The sequence below is a fragment of the Streptomyces sp. JLYT201 genome (assembly GCF_059448825.1).
Genome location: NZ_CM182551.1, coordinates 1391488 through 1411423 on the forward strand (window position 1 = coordinate 1391488; position 19936 = coordinate 1411423).

The following is a 19936-nucleotide window of genomic DNA, read 5'->3' on the forward strand; positions in this document are numbered from 1 at the left end:
TGCTTCCGGGCCGGTGCGTCCAGGGAGGACTGTTGACTGTCGGACCCGCGACCAGCGAGACCGTCTACGAACCGGTGCCCTATTGGGCCAGGATCCCGCACGGGATCTGGCTCCAGGAAGCCACGTCCGTCGCCGTCGACTCGGACGACCGGGTCTACGTCTTCAACCGCGGCAACATGCCGGTCCTGGTCCTCGACCGGGAGGGCGACGTCGTCGACATGTGGGGCAACGACACGCCGTTCACCGGCACGGAGCTGATCGAGAACCCGTACGGTGCGCTGACCCCGCGCTGGAAGGGCTGCCGCTTCCTGCATCCGCACGCCGTCACCGTCGACCACGAGGACCACCTCTGGCTCGTCGACGACATCGGCAACAAGATCACCAAGACGGACCGCGCGGGAAACACCCTGCTCGTGCTCGGCACCGGAAGCCCGAGCGGCTTCCAGAGCGGCGAGCCCTTCAACCGCCCTACCGACGTGGCGATTTCCCCGCTGACGGGCGACGTCTTCGTGACGGACGGGTACGGCAACTCCCGCGTGCACCGCTTCGACGCGCGCGGCCGCCATCTGCTGTCCTGGGGCGCGCCCGGAAGCGACGACGGGCAGTTCAGCCTCCCGCACAACATCGCCCTGCTCGGCGACGACGCGGTGATCGTGTGCGACCGCGAGAACCACCGCGTGCAGGTGTTCTCCCTGGACGGCGATTTCCGCGCCTCCTGGCACGCCCACAAGGCGGTCGCCGTCTGCGCGGGCAAAGGCGCGGACACCCATGTGTACGTCGCCGAGCAGGGGCCGCCGCCGGTCCAGTACGGCGTGCCCGGGCTCGGCCACAAGGTGCGGGTGTACGACCGGGACGGCCGCCGCGTCACCTCGTTCGGCGCCGACCTGCCCGGGGAGGCCCCGGAGCAGTTCAACTGGCCGCACAGCGTGGCCGTGGACTCCGAGGGCAGCGTGTACGTGGCGGAGGTGTCCTACGTCGAGGTGGGCAGCGGGCTCACGCCGCCGCGCGAGCTGGTGAGCCTGCGCAAGTGGCGGCGCGCCCGGGGGTGAGGGCGCGCGGGGCGGCGCGGGCCGCCGGGGCCCGTGCCCGGTCCCCCGCGTACGCCTTTGCGAATCCCCGCCCGACGGGGTGAACCACGCCAGGTGGCACGAACTCGCCCTGCACCCAGGACATTTAAGGCTGTACCGCCGCAACGGGACTCCTTGACACCCCGGATTGGTATAGGCCAACATCCGGCACGGTCGCCCGCTTCGCCGCGGTCAACCGATTCCGACCGCACTGCCCGTCGCGCGCCCCTGTGGAGGTCTCCCATGGCAAGCACCAGCCACCCGCACCTCACCCGCCTTGCCAACTCCGTCCTCCAGCCGGGGTTCGTGGGCACGACCGCGCCGGACTGGGTGCGGCGCAGGATCGCCGACGGGCTCGCCTCCGTGGTGCTGTTCGGGCGCAACATCGAGAGCCCGGAGCAGGTCGCCGCGCTCACCGCCGAGCTGCGCGCCGAGAACCCCGATCTGATCGTGGCCATCGACGAGGAGGCGGGCGACGTCACCCGCATCGCCGCGCGTACCGGCGCCTCCTGGCCCGGCAACCTCGCCCTCGGCGCCATCGACGACCCCGACCTCACCGAGCGCGTCGCGCGGGACATCGGCCGCCAGCTCCGCGAGATCGGCGTGTCCCTCGACTTCGCGCCGAGCGCCGACGTCAATTCCAACCCGATGAACCCCGTCATCGGCGTGCGCTCCTTCGGCGCCCGCACCGACGTCGTCTCGCGCCACACCGCCGCCTGGATCCGGGGCCTGCAGTCCGCCGGGGTCGCCGCCTGCGCCAAGCACTTCCCCGGCCACGGCGACACAGCCGTCGACTCCCACCACGGCCTGCCGCGGTTCACCGCCGACGCCGAGGAGATCGCCCGCACCGCGCTCCCGCCGTTCACCGCCGCGATGGAGTCGGGCGTACGCGCCGTCATGACCGCGCACATGCTCGTGCCCGCGTACGACGCGGAGCTGCCCGCGACGCTCAGCCCCGCGATCCTCGGTGACGTGCTCCGCGGCCAGTTGGGCTTCACCGGCCTCGTCGTCACCGACGGCATCGAGATGAGCGCCGTGTCCGGGCCCTACGGCATCGCCGGTGCCACCGTCCGCGCGGTCACCGCGGGCGTGGACGCGGTGTGCGTCGGCGGCGAGAGCGCCGAGCAGTCCACCGCCGACGAGCTGCGCGACGCCCTGGTGCGGGCGGTGCTCGACGGCACGCTGCCCGAGGAGCGCCTGGCCGAGGCGGCGGGCCGGGTCGGGGAGTTCGCCGCCTGGTCGGCCGGTCTGGGCCGACAGGCCGCCCCGGCGGCGGACGCCTCCGACATCGGCCTGGTCGCCGCGCGGCGGGCGGTGCGCGTGCACGGCGAATCCGGCGCCAAGCTCCCCCTGACCGCCGATCCGCACGTCGTCGAGCTGTCCCCGACGATGAGCCTCGCCGTCGACGGCGCGACCCCCTGGGGCGTCGCCGAGCCGCTGCGCGCGCTGCGCCCCGGCACCACGTCCGTGCGCGTCGGCGAGGCCGAACTCACCCGCGACGCCGAACTCCTCGACCGCGTCGCCCTCGCCCCCGCCAGCGGCCGCGAGCTGGTCGTGGTGGTCCGGGACGCGGCCCGCCACCCCTGGATGTCGAAGGCGCTCACGGGCCTGGTGAACAGCCGCCCCGACGCCCTCGTCGTCGAGATGGGCGTGCCCGCGGGCGACCGGGTCGGCGCCGTCCACCTGACCACGTACGGCGCCACGCGCGTGTCCGGGATCGCCGTCGCGGAGGTGCTCGCCGGAGCCGCGTGAGCGTAGTTCCGCCGCTTCGACGGCGTACTCACCCCTGGCGATACGACCCACTCAACGGCGTCCGCGCAGCGGCGCCCGCGCAGTTCGACAGCGGCGTGCGGGACCTCTCCCGCACGCCGCTGACCAGTACAGACGCCGCCAATGCGGGCGTCAGGTGAGCAGCCGGACACACCAACACAGCTCGTCAGGACGGGGCTTGACTCCACCGATGGCCTAGTCCATCTTTGGAGCACCCAAGAGCTGGTCTAGTCCTTTGCGGCCCCGTCGGGCCGCCGTCCCGCACTCGCCACCACCGTCGCTCGAACCGACCCGCCGGGGCGCGCCGCGCCCGGCCCTCACCTTCCGGCCGGGGGAACACCGCTGTTCCCCCGGCCGCGTCGGCGACAGCGCTTCCACCGCTTCCGTCCGCCTCCGCCCGAGGCTCCCCCACGCCCGGAACCACGAAGCCGCGGTCGCTCCTGCCCGCTCGACACCCCTCACCACGCCAGGAGTACGTGCATGCCCGCACCCGCCGCCCCTCTGCACCGAGCCGCGTCCCCGACCCCGTACTTCAGCGCCGACGGCGAGACCTACCTCGCGCAGACGCCCCTGAAGGACATCCGCAAGTCCCGCCCGCTGCGCGTCCTGACCGAGGAGGAGTACGCCTTCTGGCAGACGTACGGCTACGTCGTGGTCGAGGAGGCGATATCCGCCCGGGCGGCGCGCCGGCTCCTCGACTTCACCTGGGAGTTCCAGGGCCTCGACCCGGACCGGCCCGAGACCTGGTACGAGGAGCGGGAGTTCCGCACCGACCTCGACCGGGACCTGTACGTCTACGGCTTCGTCGAGGCCTACCACCACCAGCTGCTCTGGGACAGCCGCCAGACCCGGCGCGTCTACGACGCGTTCGTCGACGTGTGGGACTGCGAGGAGCTCTGGGTCACCCTCGACCGGCTGAACCTCAATCCGCCCAACGTCAAGAACCGCTCCCGCTCGCTGATCGCGCCCACGGACGAGGGCTTCGACATCGAGCTGCACTGGGACGTCGACTCCACGCTGAGCGTGCTGCCGCAGCGCGTCCAGGGCATCATCGCGCTCCACGACACCGAGGCCGAGCTCGGCGGCTTCCAGTGCTCGCCCGAGCTGTTCCGCCACTTCGACCGCTGGCGGCTCGACCAGCCCGCGGACCGCGACCCGGTGCGGCCGAACGCCGACCCCGCCCGGTTCCCCGTGGTCCGGCCCGAGCTCAAGGCGGGCGACCTGCTGATCTGGAACGGCATGCTGGCCCACGGCGTGGCGCCCAACACCTCCGCCGACGGGGTCCGGGCGGTGCAGTACCTGTCGATGATGCCCGCCCTGGAGGAACACCACGCCCTGCGCACGTCCCGGGTCGAGTCCTGGCGGCACCTGAGCACCCCGGACTGGAACACGACCCTGCTCGGCGACGCCCGGCTGCCCGAGGCCGAGCGCTACGGCACCGCCACCCTCACCGGCCTGGGCGAGAGGCTCCTGGGGCTCACGCCCTGGCACTCCGCCGACGCCGACCGGTGAGGCGGGGAGCCGACATGCGCAAGATCTGCCTCGCCCTGCCCACCGACCGGGCCTGCGTGCCCATGGTGACGGCGCTCGGCCAAGAGGCCGCCCACGCCGTCGCGCACTTCGACGTCGAGGTGCACCTGCTGATCCTCGACTCCGCCGAACCGACCGCCTTCGCGGAGCACGCCCGGGCCGCGCGCGCCGCCATCGGCACCCCGCGCGTCGTCGTCCACCACCTCGGCGAGGCCGCCCAGCGCGTCTTCCTGCGGCAGGTGATCCAGCGCTCCGGCCTGCCGAAGCCCGAGCTGCTGCTCGACCTCATGCTGCCCGCCGAACCGTCCTACGGGGCCTGCACCAACCGGGCCTTCCTGATCGCGAGCGCCCTGGGCTGCACGTCGGTGCACCGCAGGGACTCCGACAGCCGCTACCAAGTGCGCGACGGCACGACCGTGTTCCCCATCCACCAGGAACTCACCTCGCTCGGCAAGCGCGCGGGGGACGCCGTCTCCGGCGTCACGGAGACGACCCTCGGCCCGGCGCACGCGGACAAGCCGGTGGTCCTCGTGGGCAGCTCCTTCATCGGCGAACTGTCCGTCGACATCAGCGAGATCCGCGACCTCGACCCCGACGCCTACCACGACGTCGTCAGTCTCTGGGCCCCCGCCGACTGGTCCCAGGACGACAAGCGCGCTCTCGTCGAGGAGTCCTTCACGGGCGCGGGCACCGCGCCGTTCACCGAGGACCACGCGGTCCTCGCCCTCGTCGACCCCATGCGCGTCGACATGTGCAACGTCAGCTTCCACCAGGTGCACGAGCGCGTGCCGCTGCCGCCCGCCACCAACACCATCGGCAGCGACTACTTCCTCCTGCACGTCGTGTACAACGGCACGCTGCCCGGCGTCCTGCACAACCGCAACATCGTGAACTTCCACACCGGCGAGCGGCGCACCGACCGCGGCTTCGCCGCGTACCAGACGCGGTTCACGAAGTTCTTCCTGTCCATGCTCCACCTCCACCACGTCTACGCGGGCCTTGCCCGGGAAGGGGCCGCGCTCCTCGACCGCCGCCACGGCGTCCGGGCCCGGCGCGTCGCCGAACTCGTGCGGGCCAGCACCCTTCTGGACCCGGCCGAGAACGAGGCCCGCCTCGACGTCATCGAGCACGCGTACCGCGGGCTCGGCGGCCGGTACGCCGAGTTCGCCGCCACGCTGCCCCCGCGCCGCGCGCGGCTGATCGACGAGGCGCGCCAGGACATGGAGGACTTCGCCCTGCTCATCGAGAACTGGGCCGCCCTGGTGCGGGCGAGCGCGTCGACGGGCGTCCCCCGCCTCGACGGGCACGCCCCCGAGCTGGACCGCTAGCGAGGGACTGAGCATCCACATGAACGCCACGTACGTCACCCCACGGCTGCGCGCCGCCCTGGAGGCCGCGACCGAGGACCGGCTCGTCTTCGACCTGCCGGGCATCGAGGAGCGGTACGACGCGCTGCTGCGCGCACTCCCGGGCGTGGCCGTCCGGTTCGCGATGAAGGCCTGCCCGCTGGACGAGGTCCTCACCGGCCTGGCCCGGCGCGGCGCGGGCTTCGACGCGGCCAGCCCGCACGAGATCGCGCAGGCCCTCGCGACCGGCGTGCCCGCCGAGCGGGTCCACTACGGCAACACCGTCAAGTCCGACCGGAACATCGCCGAGGCCCACCGCCTGGGCATCAGGGACTTCGCCACCGACAGCGTGGAGGACGTCCTCGCGATAGCGGCGCTCGCCCCCGGCGCCCGCGTCTTCTGCCGCCTGGCCACCGACGGCGGGGGCGCGCTGTGGGGCCTGAGCCACAAGTTCGGCTGCTCGCCCGCCGACGCGCTGCGCGTCCTGGAGACGGCGCGGGAGACGGGCCTGACCCCGGCGGGCCTGTCCGTGCACGTCGGCTCCCAGCAGATGACGGCCGGGGCCTGGCGCGACGCCCTGGAGCGCATGGCCGGCGTGATCGCGGCCCTGCGGCCGCGGGGCATCCACCTGGACCACGTCAACCTGGGCGGCGGCCTGCCCGCGCTCGGCTACCGCGACCGGCACGGCACGCCCCTCCGACCGCCCCTCGACAAGATCTTCGCCGTGATCCGGGAGGGCATGCGGCGGCTGCGGGCCGTGTCGCCCACGCCCCTGGACTTCGTCATCGAGCCGGGCCGCCATCTGGTCGCCGACCACGGCGCGGTGCGGGCCCACGTGTCCCGGCTCTCCACCCGGCAGCAGGCCACGGGGGAACGCCGGCACTGGCTGTATCTCAGCTGCGGCAAGTTCAACGGCCTGTACGAGATGGACGCGCTCCAGTACGCCCTCGTCTTCCCCACGCACCGGGGCGCGGACCGCGTGCCCGCCGTGATCGCGGGACCCACCTGCGACAGCGACGACGCGTACGGCCACGAGCGCGGGCTGGTCCAGGTGCCGCGCCGGGCCGCGTCGGGCGACCCCGTCTGGGTGCTCTCCACCGGCGCGTACGCCACCAGTTACACCACGCAGGGCTTCAACGGGTTCCGGCCGCTGCCGCACACCTGGATCCGCGGCGAGCGCGACGCCCTGGCGGGCGCCGCTCCGGGAGGGACGCGCTAGATGACCGACGGCACCGCTGTGGCGGCCGGGGCACCCCCCGGCATCCGGATCCGCCCCCTCGCCCGGGGCGACTGGGACGCCGTCGCGGCCCTGGAGGCCGAGGCGTACACCCGCCTCGGCCTCAGCGAGGGCCGGGCCGCCCTGGAGTCGCGGGCGCGGGCCTCGCCCGACACCTGCTTCGTCCTGGACGGGGGGCGGATCGCGGTGGGCTACGTACTGGCCCTGCCCTACCCGCTGTTCCAGTGTCCCGACCTCTCCCACGGGGAGGACACCGCGTTCCCCTCCGGCAATCTCCACCTGCACGACCTGGTCGTCGCCGAGGCGTTCCGCGGCCGGGGGCTCGCGCGACGGCTGCTGCGCCATCTCTGCGCGACCGCGCGCTCGCGGGGGCACGAGCGGATCTCCCTGGTCGCCGTCGGCGGCAGCGACACCTTCTGGTCGGCGCGGGGCTTCGCCGCCCACCCGGAGGTCCCGCTCCCGGACAGCTACGGCGACGGCGCCCTCTACATGTCGACGGCGCTGCCGGTCACCGCTCCCCAGGCCCCATCGGAAAGACAAAGAGGCTGATGCACATGTTGCGTGTTCGCGATGGTTTTCGCCGGACACAGATCGCCATCGCGGCGCTGTTCTGCGCCCTCGGCTTCCAGTACGCCACGTGGGCCGCGCGGCTGCCCGCGCTCAAGTCCCGGCTCGAACTGAGCGAGGCCGAACTCGGCCTGCTCCTGATGGCCTGCGGGGTCGGCGCCGCGGCCTCCTTCCCGCTGGTCGCCGTGCTCACCCGGCGGTGGGGGTCGCGGCGCCTGGCGTTCGTCTCCGCCGTCTTCCTCGGCCTGCTCCTGCTCGCGCTCGCCGTGGCGCCGAACTATCCGGTGGCCCTGCTGATCATGTGCGCCGACGGCGTGGGCGTGGGCTGTCTCAACGTCGCCATGAACGCGCAGGGCGCCGCGCTCGAATCCCGCTACCGGCGCACCGCCATGGCCAAGCTGCACGCCACGTTCAGCGCCGGTTCGCTCGGCGCGGCCCTGCTCGCGTCCGGCATGAGCGCGCTGACGTCGTCCGTGGCCGCGCACTTCGGGGTGGCCGCGCTCCTCGTCATCCTGCTCGCGATGTACGCCGACCCGGCGCTCCTGACGGACGATCAGCCCGCCGCCGCGCCCGCGGAGAAGCGGCGCCGCGGCTTCGCCCTGCCCGCCGCCCTCACGCTCTGGCTGGGGTTCGCCATGGTCTTCGGCACCGTCGCGGAAGGCGCGATGAACGATTGGTCGGCGCTCTACCTCAAGGACGTCGCCGACGCCTCGTCGCGGGTGGCGCCGCTCGGCATCGCCGTGGTGTCCGTGATGATGGTGCTCGCGCGCCTCTTCGCCGACGGCTGGCGCACCCGCTGGGGCGACGGCCGCGTCGTGCGCGCGGGCAGCGTCCTCGCCGCCGCCGGACTCGCCGCCGCCCTGCTCCTGGGCGGCGTCGTCCCGGCCCTGCTCGGCTTCGCCTGCATGGGACTGGGGCTCGCGGCCGTCACCCCGTGCGTGTACGTCGCCGCCGCCCGGCAGGGCGCGCGGGCCCTCGCCCTGGTCGCCGCGATGGGCACGACGGGGCTGCTCGCCGGTCCCCCGGTCATCGGCTTCGTCGCCAGCGGCAGCAGCCTGGTCTGGGGCATGGCGGCGGTCGCGGCCTCGGCCCTGCTCGTGTCGTGCTGCGCGCTGCGGATCGACTGGACTCCGGCGGCGTCGGCGGCGGACGGGGCGGCGGCCGAGTCGGCGCCCGGAGGCGAGTCGGCGCCCGCGGACGAGCCGAGGCTGCTGGATGAGCCGACGGGTTCCACAACTTGACCATCTTTGTCCACTCTCTGACCGATATCTACCCGCAATTCACTCCCCGTTGAGGGAATTGCCGAGCGAATCGCGGCACTGACGAAGCAACCCGACGGCCTCCGCAGCCCTCTCCAGGTCCGGAGGAGCCCTGTGACATGAGGGCTCTCGGGGGAGCAAGTGACTAGGAGGACTGTCTTGATCCGTGTCCCGCGCTTGGCGACTGCCGCAGTCACGGCACTCGCACTGGCGGTGGGCTTGCCGGAGCTCGCGCACGCGTCGCCGGACCAGCCGCGTGCGCAGCGCTCCGACGACCTCATATCGCCCGGCCAGGCGGACCGATCCGGGGACCGGCTCCCGCCGGGCTGGGAGCTCACCGGCGACGGCGCCGACCAGCATCTGGTGTGGCGCGCGCCGAAGCCGGTGCCCATGGGGAACGCCCGTGTCGAGTTCTACGCGGGCGACCGGCTGCTCGGCCGCCCCACGGCCACCGACGACCAGCGGACGTTCCGGCTGAAGCTCGACGACGACGGCGTCGGCGCGAAGGACGCCCTGGGCGACCTCCAGGCGCTCGCGGGCGGCCGTCGTCTCGACAAGCCCGAGCAGGCCGCGCCGCACAGCGCCCCGGCGCCCGCCCCGGCCCCGCTGCCCGCGGGCGAGGTCGACCCCGGCAAGCCGGGCAAGTACCGCACCGTGAAGGGCGAGTACGACCTGAAGTCGGTCAAGCTGCCGGACTTCCCCGAGAAGGTGGAGATGCGGGCCACGGTGGTGGGCCCCGTCGACGCGCCGGGCAAGCGGCCCCTGGCCCTGTTCCTGCACGGCCGCCACGGCACCTGCTACAAGAGCCAGGACACCGACGGCGGCTGGCCCTGCAAGGCCGGCTGGAAGCCGATCCCCAGCTACCAGGGCTATCTGCACGACCAGAAGCTCCTGGCCTCCCAGGGCTATGTGACGGTCTCGATCTCCGCCAACGGCATCAACGGCCAGGACGACCGCGCCCCCGACGGCGGCGCGCAGGCCCGCTCGTCCCTGGTGCGCCAGCACCTGGGCCGCTTCGCCGACTGGGCCGCCGACCCGACGAAGGCGCCCGACGCCGTCCGCGGGACCGCGCCGGTCGACCTGTCCCGCGTCCTGCTCGTGGGGCACTCGCGCGGCGGCGAGGGCGTCAACCGCGCGGCCTTCGACAGCCGTTACCAGCCGCCCGCCGACGAGGACGGCTATCCCCAGAAGGCGCGCTGGCAGATCCGCGGCACGGTCCTCATCGGCCCCACGATCTTCGGGCACAACCCGGACCCGGACGTGCCCTCGATGACGGTCCTGCCGGGCTGCGACGGCGACGTCTCCGACCTCCAGGGTCAGCTCTACCTGGACAACACCCGGGGCGTGGGCAACGGTTCCGCGCTGCACAGCTCGGTGTACGTGGTCGGCGCCAACCACAACTTCTTCAACACGGAGTGGACGCCGGGCCAGGCGCAGGCGCCCGCCGACGACGACTTCTCCTCCGGGCCGCGCCCCGACCCGGTGTGCTCGCCGGGCCACGGCCCCCGGCTGAAGGCCAAGCAGCAGCAGAAGGCGGGCTCCACCTACATCGCGGCCGCCGCCCGGCTCTTCGTCGACGGTGACGACGAGGTGCGTCCGCTCCTCGACGGCTCCGGCAAGGGCGCGCCCTCGGCGAACCCGGCCCGTGTGCTCACCCACGCCGTCGGCGGACAGCGCACGCCCGCCGTCGTCCCGGGCCGCTCGCTCGCGGTGACCGGCGGCAAGCTGTGCGACCAGACCGCGTCCAGCGGGGCCAACACCTGCTTCAAGCGCGGCACCAAGGGCCAGTCCCCGCACTTCGCGAGCTTCGAGGTGTCCCCCGACCCCGGTCGGTACGCCCTCGCCATGGGCTGGTCCCGCACGGGCTCCACGATGTCCCTCAAGAACGCCCGCCCGGTCTCCCTGGAAGGCTCCGATGCGCTCGCCCTGCGGGTGATCGTGCCGCCGAACACCAAGGGCACCAAGCTGGACGTGACGGCCGTCGACGCCTCGGGCCACCGGGCGAAGCTCGGCCAGGTCCGCGCCGACGGGCTGCCGGGCAGCGCGTACATGGCCTCGTACTGGGGCCAGGAGCTGCGGGTTCCGCTCGCGGCCGCCGGGCGCGCCGGACTCGACCTGAAGAAGATCCAGTCCCTGGAGCTGACCTCGCGCACCGCCTCCGGGCAGGCGTGGCTGATGGACGCCTGGGGCTGGCGCCCCGGCACCGCCGAGGCGCGCCCCTCGAAGCTCGCGCGCGTCGACGTCGGACGGCTCCAGGTCGACGAGGGCGACTCCGGCGTCCGTACGTACCGCGCCCCGGTCCGCGTGACCGGTGACGGCACCGGCAAGGTGCGGCTGTTCGTCCCGAAGACGGGCACGGACGAGTTCGCCACCAAGACGGTCACCGTACGCCCCGGCGACACCTCCATCGGCGTGCCCTTCAAGGTCAAGGGCAACAAGCGCTACGGCGGTTCGAGCACGCACCCCGTCCTCGCCAAGGCGGTCAGCGGCGCGGTCGTCGGCTCCCACCACGGCGGGGTCTTCGTCCGTGAGGACGACCCGATGCCCAAGGTCAGCGTGAAGCCGGTCGCGGCCAAGGTCACCGAGGGCAAGCCGCTGAAGTGGCGCGTCCAGCTGTCCGAGGCCGCCGACGTCGAGACGTACGTCGCGTTCCGCGTCGAGCGCGTCAGCGGCGGCAAGGAGCTGTCCACCAAGGACGTCGACAAGGCCTGGCTGAAGCGGCAGTTCGACGCCAAGCCGAACCCGGCCCGCCCGCTGTCCAAGGCGACGCGGGAGCCGTATCTGTCGGTCCTGGTCAAGGCGGGCAAGCGCAGCGCCGACCTGAGCGTCCCCACCGTGAAGGACCGGGTCCGCGAGGGCCAGGAGTCGGTGCGGCTGCGGCTCTACACGTACGACGAGAACTGGGACGAGCACCGGGGTCCGGTGTTCACCGGCCGGGTGCGTGACGCCGGCTAGGCACACGCACCGCGACGGTCAGGGCGGGCGGCTCCCCGGTGGGGGGGCCGCCCGCTCCGTCGTGCGCGGGGCCGCTCAGCTCCAGGGGTTGGCGGGCTGGTCGTTGATGTACGTCCAGAAGCGGGTGCCGATGGGGACGTCGCCGTACGCCCAGAAGCTCCAACCGCCCGAACTGTCGAGGTTCGGGCCGTACTTGCCGTCGTGGAACTCGGCCATGCGCCAGCCCGCGCCGAAGGTGTTGGCGCACAGGCCGTCGGCGGCCGCGAGGCTGGTCAGACGGGTGCCGCGGATGGGGTTGCTGGCCGCGACGGTGCCCTTGGCCCAGCCCGCGTAGAAGTCGGGGGTGATCCCCGCGGGCACGGGGCTGCCGGCGACCTTGATACAGAGCACGGGCAGCGCCGTGCTGGTGGCGGTGTCGCCCTGGTACGGGTTGCTCAGCGGGCCCCCGCCCACGCGCACGGTGCCGTCAGGCCCGTCGCCGAGGAAGGTCCAGGTCATGGCCTTGGTGTTCCGGGTGTCGGACGGCGCGGCGGCCGCCGGGGTCACGGTGCCCGCCGCGATCGCGACGGCGGCCGCGGCGAGGCAGAGGGAGCGTACGGACGTCTTGATCGAACGCAAGGCTTCTCCTCATGGCTGGTGTGGCGCACGGCTCCTGGGGAGCAGGACCCTTGAGATGCCGGTCGATCGAGGATTCTTCACTTCCTTCACAGCTTCTCCTAGAGCCATAACCGGACATCCACGGCCCCTTGGTCACGGCGGCCCCGGCCGGGATGATCGACTCAAGGGAACCGGCACAAGAACTGACACAAGAACCGGCTCAGGAACCGGCTCAGGAACCGGCTCAGGAACCGGCTCCAAGGTCAGCGCACGGTCCCGGCGCGCGGAACCGGCTCAAGCAACCGGCCGGGAACAGAGAAACCGGAAGGAACACAGGTGGGACACACACAGCGGCACGAGCCGGGCGACGGCCACGCCCCCGGGCATCCGCCGCTCACCTTCGCCGACAACCGCCGCCCCACCGCGCACGCGCTCGTCGGCGCGGGCGTCGTCGTCACCGACGAGCGGGGGCGGGTGCTGCTCGGCCACTCGCGCCGCGGCGCCTGGGAGCTGCCCGGCGGCAAGCCCGACGCGGGCGAGTCGTTCGAGGAGGCCGCCGTCCGCGAACTCCTGGAGGAGACGGGCCTGAGGGCGGAACCGTCCGACGCGCGGGTGCTCGCGGTCCTCATGGACGCCGCCCACGGCATGCCGCGTCTGACGGCGGCCGTCCAGGTCACCCGCGCCACCGGCGTGCCCACCGTGACCGAGCCCCAGCTCATGCGCCGCTGGGAGTGGCACGAGGTGACCGCGCTGCCGCGGCTCGGCGCGGCCCTGTTCACCCCGAGCGCGCACGTCCTGGACACGGTGTGGCCGGGCCTCCTGCCCGGCCTGCCCCCGGTGCACCGGCATGCCGTGGCACGGCACGCGGGCGAGCCGTGGGCGGCCGGATCCCGCGCGGCGGCGGGCGGAGCGGCTCACTCCAGATGCGGATCAGCCCACTCCGGATAAGGAGGAGTGGAACCTGTTCCAGGAAGGGCGCAATCCGTTTGCATGGCCCCGTCGCCACCGGGTACCAGACGTGTGGGCCCCGCCGCGCTCCCCCGTCGCGGCGGGGCCTTCTCGTGCTCCGCCCGGTCAGGCCGCCGGAGCCGGGTAGGTCGGGTACTCCACTCCGGAGACGTGCTGGACGACGCGGATGACCTGGCAGGAGTAGCCGAACTCGTTGTCGTACCAGAGGTAGAGGATCGCGTTGTCGCCGTCGACCTTGGTGGCGCCGGCGTCGACGATCGAGGCGTGCCGGGAGCCGATGAAGTCGTTGGAGACCGCGTCGGGGGCGCTCGTGAAGTCGATCTGGCGGCGCAGCGGCGAGGTCAGCGACACCTCGCGGAGGTGGTCGAGGACCTCCTCGCGGGTGGTCTCGCGGCCGAGCCGCAGGCTGAGGATCGCGATCGAGACGTCCGGCACGGGGACGCGGATCGAGCTGCCGGTGATGGGCGCCTTGAGGTCGGGCAGCGCCTTGGCGACGGCCGAGGCGGCGCCGGTCTCGGTGATGACCATGTTGAGCGGCGCGGAGCGGCCGCGGCGGTCGGCCTTGTGGTAGTTGTCCAGGAGGTTCTGGTCGTTGGTGAACGAGTGGACGGTCTCCACGTGGCCGCGCAGCACGCCGTACTCGTCGGCCATCGCCTTCAGCGGCGGCACGATCGCGTTGGTGGTGCAGGAGGCGCAGGACAGGACCCGCTCATCCGGCTTGATCGTGTCGTGGTTGACGCCGTGCACGATGTTCGGCACGTCGCCCTTGCCGGGCGCCGTCAGGACGACCTTGTCGATACCCGGCCGCAGGTGCTGCGACAGGCCCTCGCGGTCGCGCCACTTGCCGGTGTTGTCGATGAGGATGGCGTCCTTGATGCCGTACGCCGTGTAGTCCACCTCCGACGGGTCGCCCGCGTAGATCACCTTGATCTCGTTGCCGTTGGCGATGATCGTGCTGTTCGCCTCGTCGACGGTGATCGTGCCCTGGAACTGGCCGTGGATGGAGTCGCGCCGCAGCAGCGAGGCGCGCTTGACGATGTCCTGCTCGCCGCCGCGGCGGACGACGATGGCGCGCAGCCGCAGGCCGTTGCCGGACCCCGCCTTCTCGATGAGGAGCCGGGCCACGAGGCGGCCGATGCGGCCGAAGCCGTACAGGACGACGTCGCGGCCCTGGCGGCACTCGATCTTGTTGGCGCCCGTGGCACCGGCGACGGCCTCGGCGGTGAACTCCTCCACCGACAGACCGCGCTCGTCGGCCTTGTACGTCGCGGCGAGCATGCCGATGTCGATCTGGGAGGGGCCGAGGTCGAGCGTGGTGAGGGCCCGCAGGAACGGCAGCGTCTCGGTGACCGAGAGCTCGTCGCCGGCTATCTGGCGGGCGAATCGGTGGGTCTTGAGGATGCTGACCACCGACTTGTTCACCAGGGAGCGGCTGTGCAGCAGGACCGTGACGTCCCGCTCGCGGTGCAGCTTCCCGATGAGCGGGATCATCGACTCCGCGGTTTCCTCGCGGTGCTTCCAATTGGTGAACGAGTCGTCATTGACAGTCACAGGAATATCTTTCGAGCTAGGCGGCGCTCATATGCTAACCCCACGTTCATTCGAGCCTCCATGGGGTGTTGCGCACACCACGCCCCGGATTCACTGAAGCGTCTCCGACCTGGGCTTATGCCGGACGCCCCGCGGGTTCGGGCGCGGGCGGCCGCTCAGCCGAGCGCGGCCGCCGCCACGGCCGTTCCCCCCACCACCAGACAGCCCACGGCCCACCGCAGCCACCGGTACTTGACCGCCAGGATGGCTCCCAGCGCGCACGACTGCTCCAGGAGCCAGTGGCCGGGGTCGCGGCCCGCGGTGAGCACCTCCGCCGCCACCTCGCCCGGATCGGCCCCCCGGTGGAGCGACACCACCGAAGGGCCCCGTCCCTGGGCGGCCGTACCGGGCCTGCCGTCCGGACCGGTCCGCGGCATGATCACCAGGGTCAGCAGCACGATCCCGACCAGCCACAGCACGGCCCCCGCCCGGCCCAGCGGGTCCGGGCCGAGCCCGCCGCCGTCGGCCGACACGACGAGCGCGGGCAGGGCCACCGCGCCCGAGAGCAGGATCGAGGCCTTGGTGTCGGCCCGCGTGACCTCCTCGCGCACGGTGGTGAGGAGCCGCTCCGCGACGTACCGGCAGCCCGGCTCCGACAGCGGCGACACCGGGGTGCCGCGCCGGGGCGTGGTGCCCGTGCCGGAGCGGGTGCCGGTGCCCCTGCCCGGCGGTGTCCGCGCCCCCTCGGTCACCGGGGTGCCCGCCCGTCGGAGCCGTCGCCGCGCGCGTCCGCGGAGTCGACGCCCCCGGTGTCGTCCGCCCGCTTCCAGAAGGGGGTGCGCCGCGCCTCGCCACCGCCCGCCGCCTGATCGGTCAGGACGTGGCGCGCGCTGGACCTCAGGAATTCCACGACCACCATGGCCTGGTCGCCGAGTTCCCAGCGCTCCAGGAGGCCGCCCTCGATCAGGCGGGACATCAGCTCCATGCCGTCCTGGCGCTCCTCGCGCTGCTCCTTGCGGAACAGCTGCCGGATCTCGCCCAGGTCCTGGGGGTTGCGCGCCATCATCTGCGCCATCACGGCGTGGTCGCCGCGCTCGATGGCGCGCTGGAAGTCGGCGGCCCACTGCCGGATGAGCTCCCGCTTGTTGTCGTCCCTGAGCTGGCGCAGCTCCTGGTTGAGCCGCTCCAGGTCGGTCTGGTGCAGCACCCGGCCCAGGCTCCTGCCGTGGTCCTGGATGAGCGTGTCCCAGGAGATGGTCACGAAGACGTCCGTCTCCAGGCCGAACTGGCCGCCCAGGTGCTGCCCGGCCAGCGCCTCGTGCACCGCGTCGCGGACCTCCTCCGCCCGGTTGATGGAGTAGCCACGGGACACGTCGCGCAGCCGCTGCTCCAGCTCCGGGACCAGCAGCGCGGCGACGTCGGTGACCTGGCTCCTGGCCACGAGGCAGGGGTCGCCCACCCGCCAGCGCACCCGCACCTCGGCGGGGAAGGACCTGCCGTGCTCCGCCGCGGGCAGCTCGACCTTGAACGAGACCGTGTGCCAGCCCAGTTGCAGCTCGAACGCGGTGTAGGGGCGGGCGAACCAGCGCAGCAGGAACCCCTCCTCGCCCTCGGGCCCCACCGCCCGGGGAGGCCGCCCGCGGTAGTAGAGCACGACCGCGACCTGTGCGCTGCGGTGCCGATAGGGCCAGTCCGGGCGGTACTCGCGCAGGAAGGGGCCGGCCAACTCCTGGGTGGCCGCCGGGCGTTCGGCGGGTGAGCGCCACGTGCCCGGGTCCGGGGAGCGCGGCAGGGGCGTCGACGCCACCGGTGTCGGGGCGCCACCGACGCGCGACGGCGCCTCGGGCCGCGCCAGAGGGGCGGGCGGACGGGCGTGCGGCGGGTTCTGGGTGTTCATCTCACTCCGTCTCCTCGGCTTGCGGGCTGGGCGTGGCCACCTGCACGACCACGTGCGGCTGTCCGTCGATGGCGGCGCGCAGCCTGCGTACGGTGGCGGGTGCCACGGATTCGTCGGGGTCCCGCTCCAGGCCCCGGACCAGGTTCCGCAGCCGCTCGGCGTCGGCCTCGCCGCTCACGAGGGCGGGCAGGAAGTCGCACAGGACGTCGAGGAGCGGGGGGTCCTCCTCGCCGCGCCGTATCCACTCGCACAGGGACCACTGCACGTCGGGTCGCCAGCGGGCGGTGTCCAGACCCGACCAGACCAGGTCCGCCAGCATCCCGGCGTACCGGGGGCAGGCGGTCAGGAGGGCAGCGGCGAGCGGCCAGTTCGTGTTCTCCCTGAGCGCGGGCGTCTCCTCCAGGCCCCACAGGTGCGCCGCGCGCTGCCAGATGAGGCGGTCCACGGTGAGCAGCGCCAGGTCCCTGCGGTTGGTGCGCCGGTCGCCCATCCAGGCGCCGAGCCGCCGCAGCACCGTCTCCGGTTCTGCGCCGGCGAGCAGTCGGCCCACGCTGAAGGAGGCGTGCACCAGCAGGTCCCAGTCCTCCCGGCTCGCCAGGCGGCCCAGTTCGTCAAGGGCGGCCGGGACGGACCGCTCCACGGTGCCGAAACCGTGCACCAGGGCCGCCGTGCTGAGCCGCGCCTCGTCGTCGGCGCGCGCCCACCCGCGCACGGTGTCCCGTACGACCGGGCGCACCGACTCGCTGAGGGCCGCCGCCTGGGCGAGCGCGGTGGCGGCCGCGAGGCGCTGCTGGACGGAGTCGCTGGAGGCCATCGGGAAGACGATCTCCTCCAGCGCGTAGAAGTACTCCAGCGCGCACAGTGCCCCGGCGGTGATGGCCGCGGGCACCCACACGGCCGGTCTGGCGTCGTCGCACTGGGTGCGCAGCCACAGGCACAGCGGCCTGCGCGCGTTGTGGTGGTCCTCCCACACGTGGGCCAGGACCGCCCGCGCGAGCGCGCTGCCCTGGAGTCGCACCTTGCGGGTCTCCAGGCTCCGGCCGTCGTACGTGACACGGCCGGTGAAGAGTTCGGCCCGCGCGGCCGCGAGCCGGGCCGGGCGGTGGTCGCCGAACAGGGGCCGGCCCGGCTCCCCCTCGGGGTCCATGGACTGTGCCCACTCCCAGGCCAGTTGCTCCGCCGCCTCGGCGGCCACGCTGTGGGGCGAGCCGTTGTAGACGGCCACCGCCGTGCGGAAGGCCGCTTGCCGCAGCGCCGCGGACACCGCGCCCCGGTGGCGCGGCGCGGCCCGGCCGGTGGCGGCGAACCACGCCCCGGCCTGCCGGTGGGCGAAGGCCCGCAGCTCGCCGAGGAGCTCGTCCTCGTCGGTCTCCTCCTTGAGCCGGCCGACCAGGAGCCGGGCGAGGGACTCCACTTCGTGGGGGCGCAGCGGGTCGAGCCCCACGGCCCGCACCACGCGGGGTTCGCGCGCGAGGGCGAGGGCCTGCTCGACGCGGTCGCTCTCGGTGTGGCCGAGGAGGGCCACGAGGTGCTTGCGGAGCATGCCGTCGGCCGCCGGGGGGCGGAACAGGCGTCCGTAGCGGCCGCGCAGCAGCTCGTCGGCGAAGCCGCCCGCCCCGACGACGAGGACGGCGTACGCCCCGCGCCGGTCGAGGAGGGTGCTGAGCCGGTCCAGGTGCAGTTCGGCGGGGTGTTCGGGCTCCCGCCCGCGCCGCCGCCCGGGTGCGTCCCGCGCGGCGCGCCCGGGGCGCCGCGGGGCGGTGACCGCCTCCTCCCCGGTGAGCTCCACGACGTAGCCGCAGCCCTCCTCCAGGTCCGCCTCGCCGATCCGGTCCAGTTCCGTACGCGGGTCCAGGCGCGCGACGCGCCCGTGCGTGACCTCGTCGAGCAGGGAGAGGGCCGTGTAGCCGCGCCCGCTGCCCGGGTCGCCGCACAGGGCGATCAGCCGCTGCCGCTTCAGGAGTCCGCCCAGGTCCGCGTAGCCGGGCGGCTCCTCGAAGACGCGGCGCAGGCGCCGCAGTTCGTCGCGGGGCACGGGGCCGGACACCAGGCGGGGCGCCCCGGCCCGGGCGTCGTGGTAGTGGTGGTGGTCGCCCAGGTGCACATCGCCCTGGGTGCCGTCGAGGATCGCGCTGCGCCCGTTGACGTCGACGAAGTTGGCGCGCGCCTGACGCACGGCGTCGCCCGCGCCCGCCGCGGGCAGGTCCCCGAGGAGCCCGGAGCGGGCCGCGCCGTGCCTGCGGCCTTCGTCGGCTCCCGCCGCACCGGTACCGGCCCCGCGCCCCGGCCCGCCGCCCGCCTTGTCACCACCGCCACCGCCGGGCGCCGGTCCGCCGCCGCCCGCCTTGCCTCCGCCGCCTTGCGGCCCGGCGCCTCCCCCGGCTCCTCCCCCGTTGTCGCTCACGTCGGCCCGGCTCCTTCCGCGCTGTCGTCCTCCGGCGTGACGCGCACGCCGACGATGTCGCCGTGGACCTCCGCGCCGTCCACGATCTGGTTGTGTCCGTTGACGTTGATCCAGTACTTCGTCGGCCACCGCGCCCCGTCGGCTCCGGCCCGGTCGGCCCGCGGCGAGCCGGTCTCGGGGGCGGGTGGCGCCGCGGGCCCGGCCGCGGGCAGGGGCGGCTGGGTCCTGCGGGGCACGTGGAACCAGGCGACCTCGTCGGTCTCCTTGGCCCGCACCGGCAGCGGGCGGTAGTGCTCGGGCTCCACGAATCTGCCGCCCTCGGCGACCACCGAGCGGTAGAGGACGTCGGACACGACGAAGACCACGTCGACGCCGTCGTCCGCGGCCAGGATCGCCCTGGCCGGTTCGCTGTCGCACAGCCGGCACGTCAGGTCGACCGCCCGGCCCACCAGGCCCCGGCCGTCGTGGCTGACGGGGCCGCCGTGCATCGCGATCCGCAGCCGCAGCGGCTCGCTCGCGCCCCGGTTGTGCTCGCGCAGCCCCTGGTGGACCTCTTCGAGCCACAGCCCCACCATGGCCGTGGGCGGCACCTGCGGGGCGAGGGCGGCGAGCACGCCGTCGCCCCGGTCCTCCACATGGACCTGACCGCCCACGCCCACGGCGGCGAAGGCGGCCTCGAAGACCTCGTACATCGCCCGGCGCGACCGGAGTTTGGCCTGGTGGCCGAGGCGCCCGGACCCCTTGACGTCCGCGCTCACCACCAGCCGGTGGACGGCCTCGTGACTGCTCACTGCATCCCCCTCGACGA

At 73.6% G+C, this 19936-nt stretch carries 15 protein-coding genes; 9 read left to right on the top strand and 6 right to left on the bottom strand.

The features are described 5' to 3' along the window. Positions 1-32 precede the first annotated feature (32 nt). The 8 genes from AC5WAM_RS05920 to AC5WAM_RS05955 all read left to right on the top strand — a co-directional run bounded on the left by AC5WAM_RS05920 (position 33) and on the right by AC5WAM_RS05955 (position 11731). The gene (locus tag AC5WAM_RS05920; protein ID WP_495521844.1) at positions 33-1049 is read left to right on the top strand and encodes a peptidyl-alpha-hydroxyglycine alpha-amidating lyase family protein; all 1017 of its coding nucleotides are present in this window, start codon (positions 33-35) and stop codon (positions 1047-1049) included. A gap of 261 nt (positions 1050-1310) precedes the next feature. Continuing rightward, positions 1311-2819 carry a glycoside hydrolase family 3 protein gene (locus tag AC5WAM_RS05925; protein WP_366789396.1) on the top strand — a complete coding sequence of 503 codons (1509 nt, stop codon included), beginning with the start codon at positions 1311-1313 and terminating at the stop codon, positions 2817-2819. A gap of 498 nt (positions 2820-3317) precedes the next feature. Then, on the top strand, positions 3318-4349 hold the full coding sequence (locus tag AC5WAM_RS05930; RefSeq protein WP_495521845.1) for a phytanoyl-CoA dioxygenase family protein: 1032 nt from the start codon (positions 3318-3320) through the stop codon (positions 4347-4349). 14 nt (positions 4350-4363) lie between these two features. Further along, positions 4364-5695 carry a DUF6271 family protein gene (locus AC5WAM_RS05935; protein WP_495521846.1) on the top strand — a complete coding sequence of 444 codons (1332 nt, stop codon included), beginning with the start codon at positions 4364-4366 and terminating at the stop codon, positions 5693-5695. Positions 5696-5714: 19 nt separating this feature from the next. After that, entirely contained in the window at positions 5715-6932 is a 1218-nt protein-coding gene (locus AC5WAM_RS05940; protein ID WP_495521847.1) for a type III PLP-dependent enzyme, read from the top strand. Beyond that, positions 6933-7499 carry a GNAT family N-acetyltransferase gene (locus AC5WAM_RS05945; protein WP_495521848.1) on the top strand — a complete coding sequence of 189 codons (567 nt, stop codon included), beginning with the start codon at positions 6933-6935 and terminating at the stop codon, positions 7497-7499. It begins immediately after the preceding gene. 5 nt (positions 7500-7504) lie between these two features. After that, positions 7505-8758: an MFS transporter gene (locus AC5WAM_RS05950; protein ID WP_495521849.1), complete on the top strand. Its 1254-nt coding sequence runs from the start codon at positions 7505-7507 to the stop codon at positions 8756-8758. A 195-nt stretch (positions 8759-8953) separates the two neighbouring features. Then, positions 8954-11731: an alpha/beta hydrolase gene (locus AC5WAM_RS05955; protein WP_495521850.1), complete on the top strand. Its 2778-nt coding sequence runs from the start codon at positions 8954-8956 to the stop codon at positions 11729-11731. 75 nt (positions 11732-11806) lie between these two features. On the opposite strand, the gene AC5WAM_RS05960 is transcribed toward AC5WAM_RS05955, so the two are convergent. Beyond that, entirely contained in the window at positions 11807-12349 is a 543-nt protein-coding gene (locus AC5WAM_RS05960) for a hypothetical protein (protein ID WP_495521851.1), read from the bottom strand. 315 nt (positions 12350-12664) lie between these two features. Between AC5WAM_RS05960 and AC5WAM_RS05965 the strand changes: the two genes are divergently transcribed. Continuing rightward, positions 12665-13276, top strand: a complete 612-nt coding sequence (locus tag AC5WAM_RS05965) for a nucleotide triphosphate diphosphatase NUDT15 (protein ID WP_495521852.1) — start codon at positions 12665-12667, stop codon at positions 13274-13276. 126 nt (positions 13277-13402) lie between these two features. Here the strand turns inward: AC5WAM_RS05965 and AC5WAM_RS05970 are convergent, their stop codons facing one another. The 5 genes from AC5WAM_RS05970 to AC5WAM_RS05990 form a co-directional block, all read right to left on the bottom strand. Further along, a complete protein-coding gene (locus tag AC5WAM_RS05970; RefSeq protein WP_366789387.1) occupies positions 13403-14848 on the bottom strand; it encodes a glyceraldehyde-3-phosphate dehydrogenase in 1446 nt (481 codons plus the stop codon). Between the two features lie 155 nt (positions 14849-15003). Next, the gene (locus AC5WAM_RS05975) at positions 15004-15579 is read right to left on the bottom strand and encodes a Pycsar system effector family protein (protein ID WP_495521853.1); all 576 of its coding nucleotides are present in this window, start codon (positions 15577-15579) and stop codon (positions 15004-15006) included. Continuing rightward, entirely contained in the window at positions 15576-16724 is a 1149-nt protein-coding gene (locus AC5WAM_RS05980) for a hypothetical protein (RefSeq protein ID WP_495521854.1), read from the bottom strand. Before AC5WAM_RS05980 ends, AC5WAM_RS05975 begins: the two co-directional genes overlap by 4 nt. A 1-nt stretch (position 16725) precedes the next feature. Then, positions 16726-19128 carry a hypothetical protein gene (locus tag AC5WAM_RS05985; protein ID WP_495521855.1) on the bottom strand — a complete coding sequence of 801 codons (2403 nt, stop codon included), beginning with the start codon at positions 19126-19128 and terminating at the stop codon, positions 16726-16728. Then, entirely contained in the window at positions 19125-19919 is a 795-nt protein-coding gene (locus AC5WAM_RS05990; RefSeq protein WP_495521856.1) for a hypothetical protein, read from the bottom strand. The genes AC5WAM_RS05985 and AC5WAM_RS05990 overlap by 4 nt, the downstream gene beginning before the upstream one ends. Between the last annotated feature and the right edge of the window lie 17 nt (positions 19920-19936).

Bases quoted from the DNA above. Each gene is read 5' to 3' on its own strand.
- AC5WAM_RS05925 (WP_366789396.1), top strand. From the start codon at position 1,311: ATGGCAAGCACCAGCCACCCGCACCTCACCCGCCTTGCCAACTCCGTC.
- AC5WAM_RS05930 (WP_495521845.1), top strand. From the start codon at position 3,318: ATGCCCGCACCCGCCGCCCCTCTGCACCGAGCCGCGTCCCCGACCCCG.
- AC5WAM_RS05935 (WP_495521846.1), top strand. From the start codon at position 4,364: ATGCGCAAGATCTGCCTCGCCCTGCCCACCGACCGGGCCTGCGTGCCC.
- AC5WAM_RS05940 (WP_495521847.1), top strand. From the start codon at position 5,715: ATGAACGCCACGTACGTCACCCCACGGCTGCGCGCCGCCCTGGAGGCC.
- AC5WAM_RS05945 (WP_495521848.1), top strand. From the start codon at position 6,933: ATGACCGACGGCACCGCTGTGGCGGCCGGGGCACCCCCCGGCATCCGG.
- AC5WAM_RS05950 (WP_495521849.1), top strand. From the start codon at position 7,505: ATGTTGCGTGTTCGCGATGGTTTTCGCCGGACACAGATCGCCATCGCG.
- AC5WAM_RS05980 (WP_495521854.1), bottom strand. From the start codon at position 16,724: ATGAACACCCAGAACCCGCCGCACGCCCGTCCGCCCGCCCCTCTGGCG.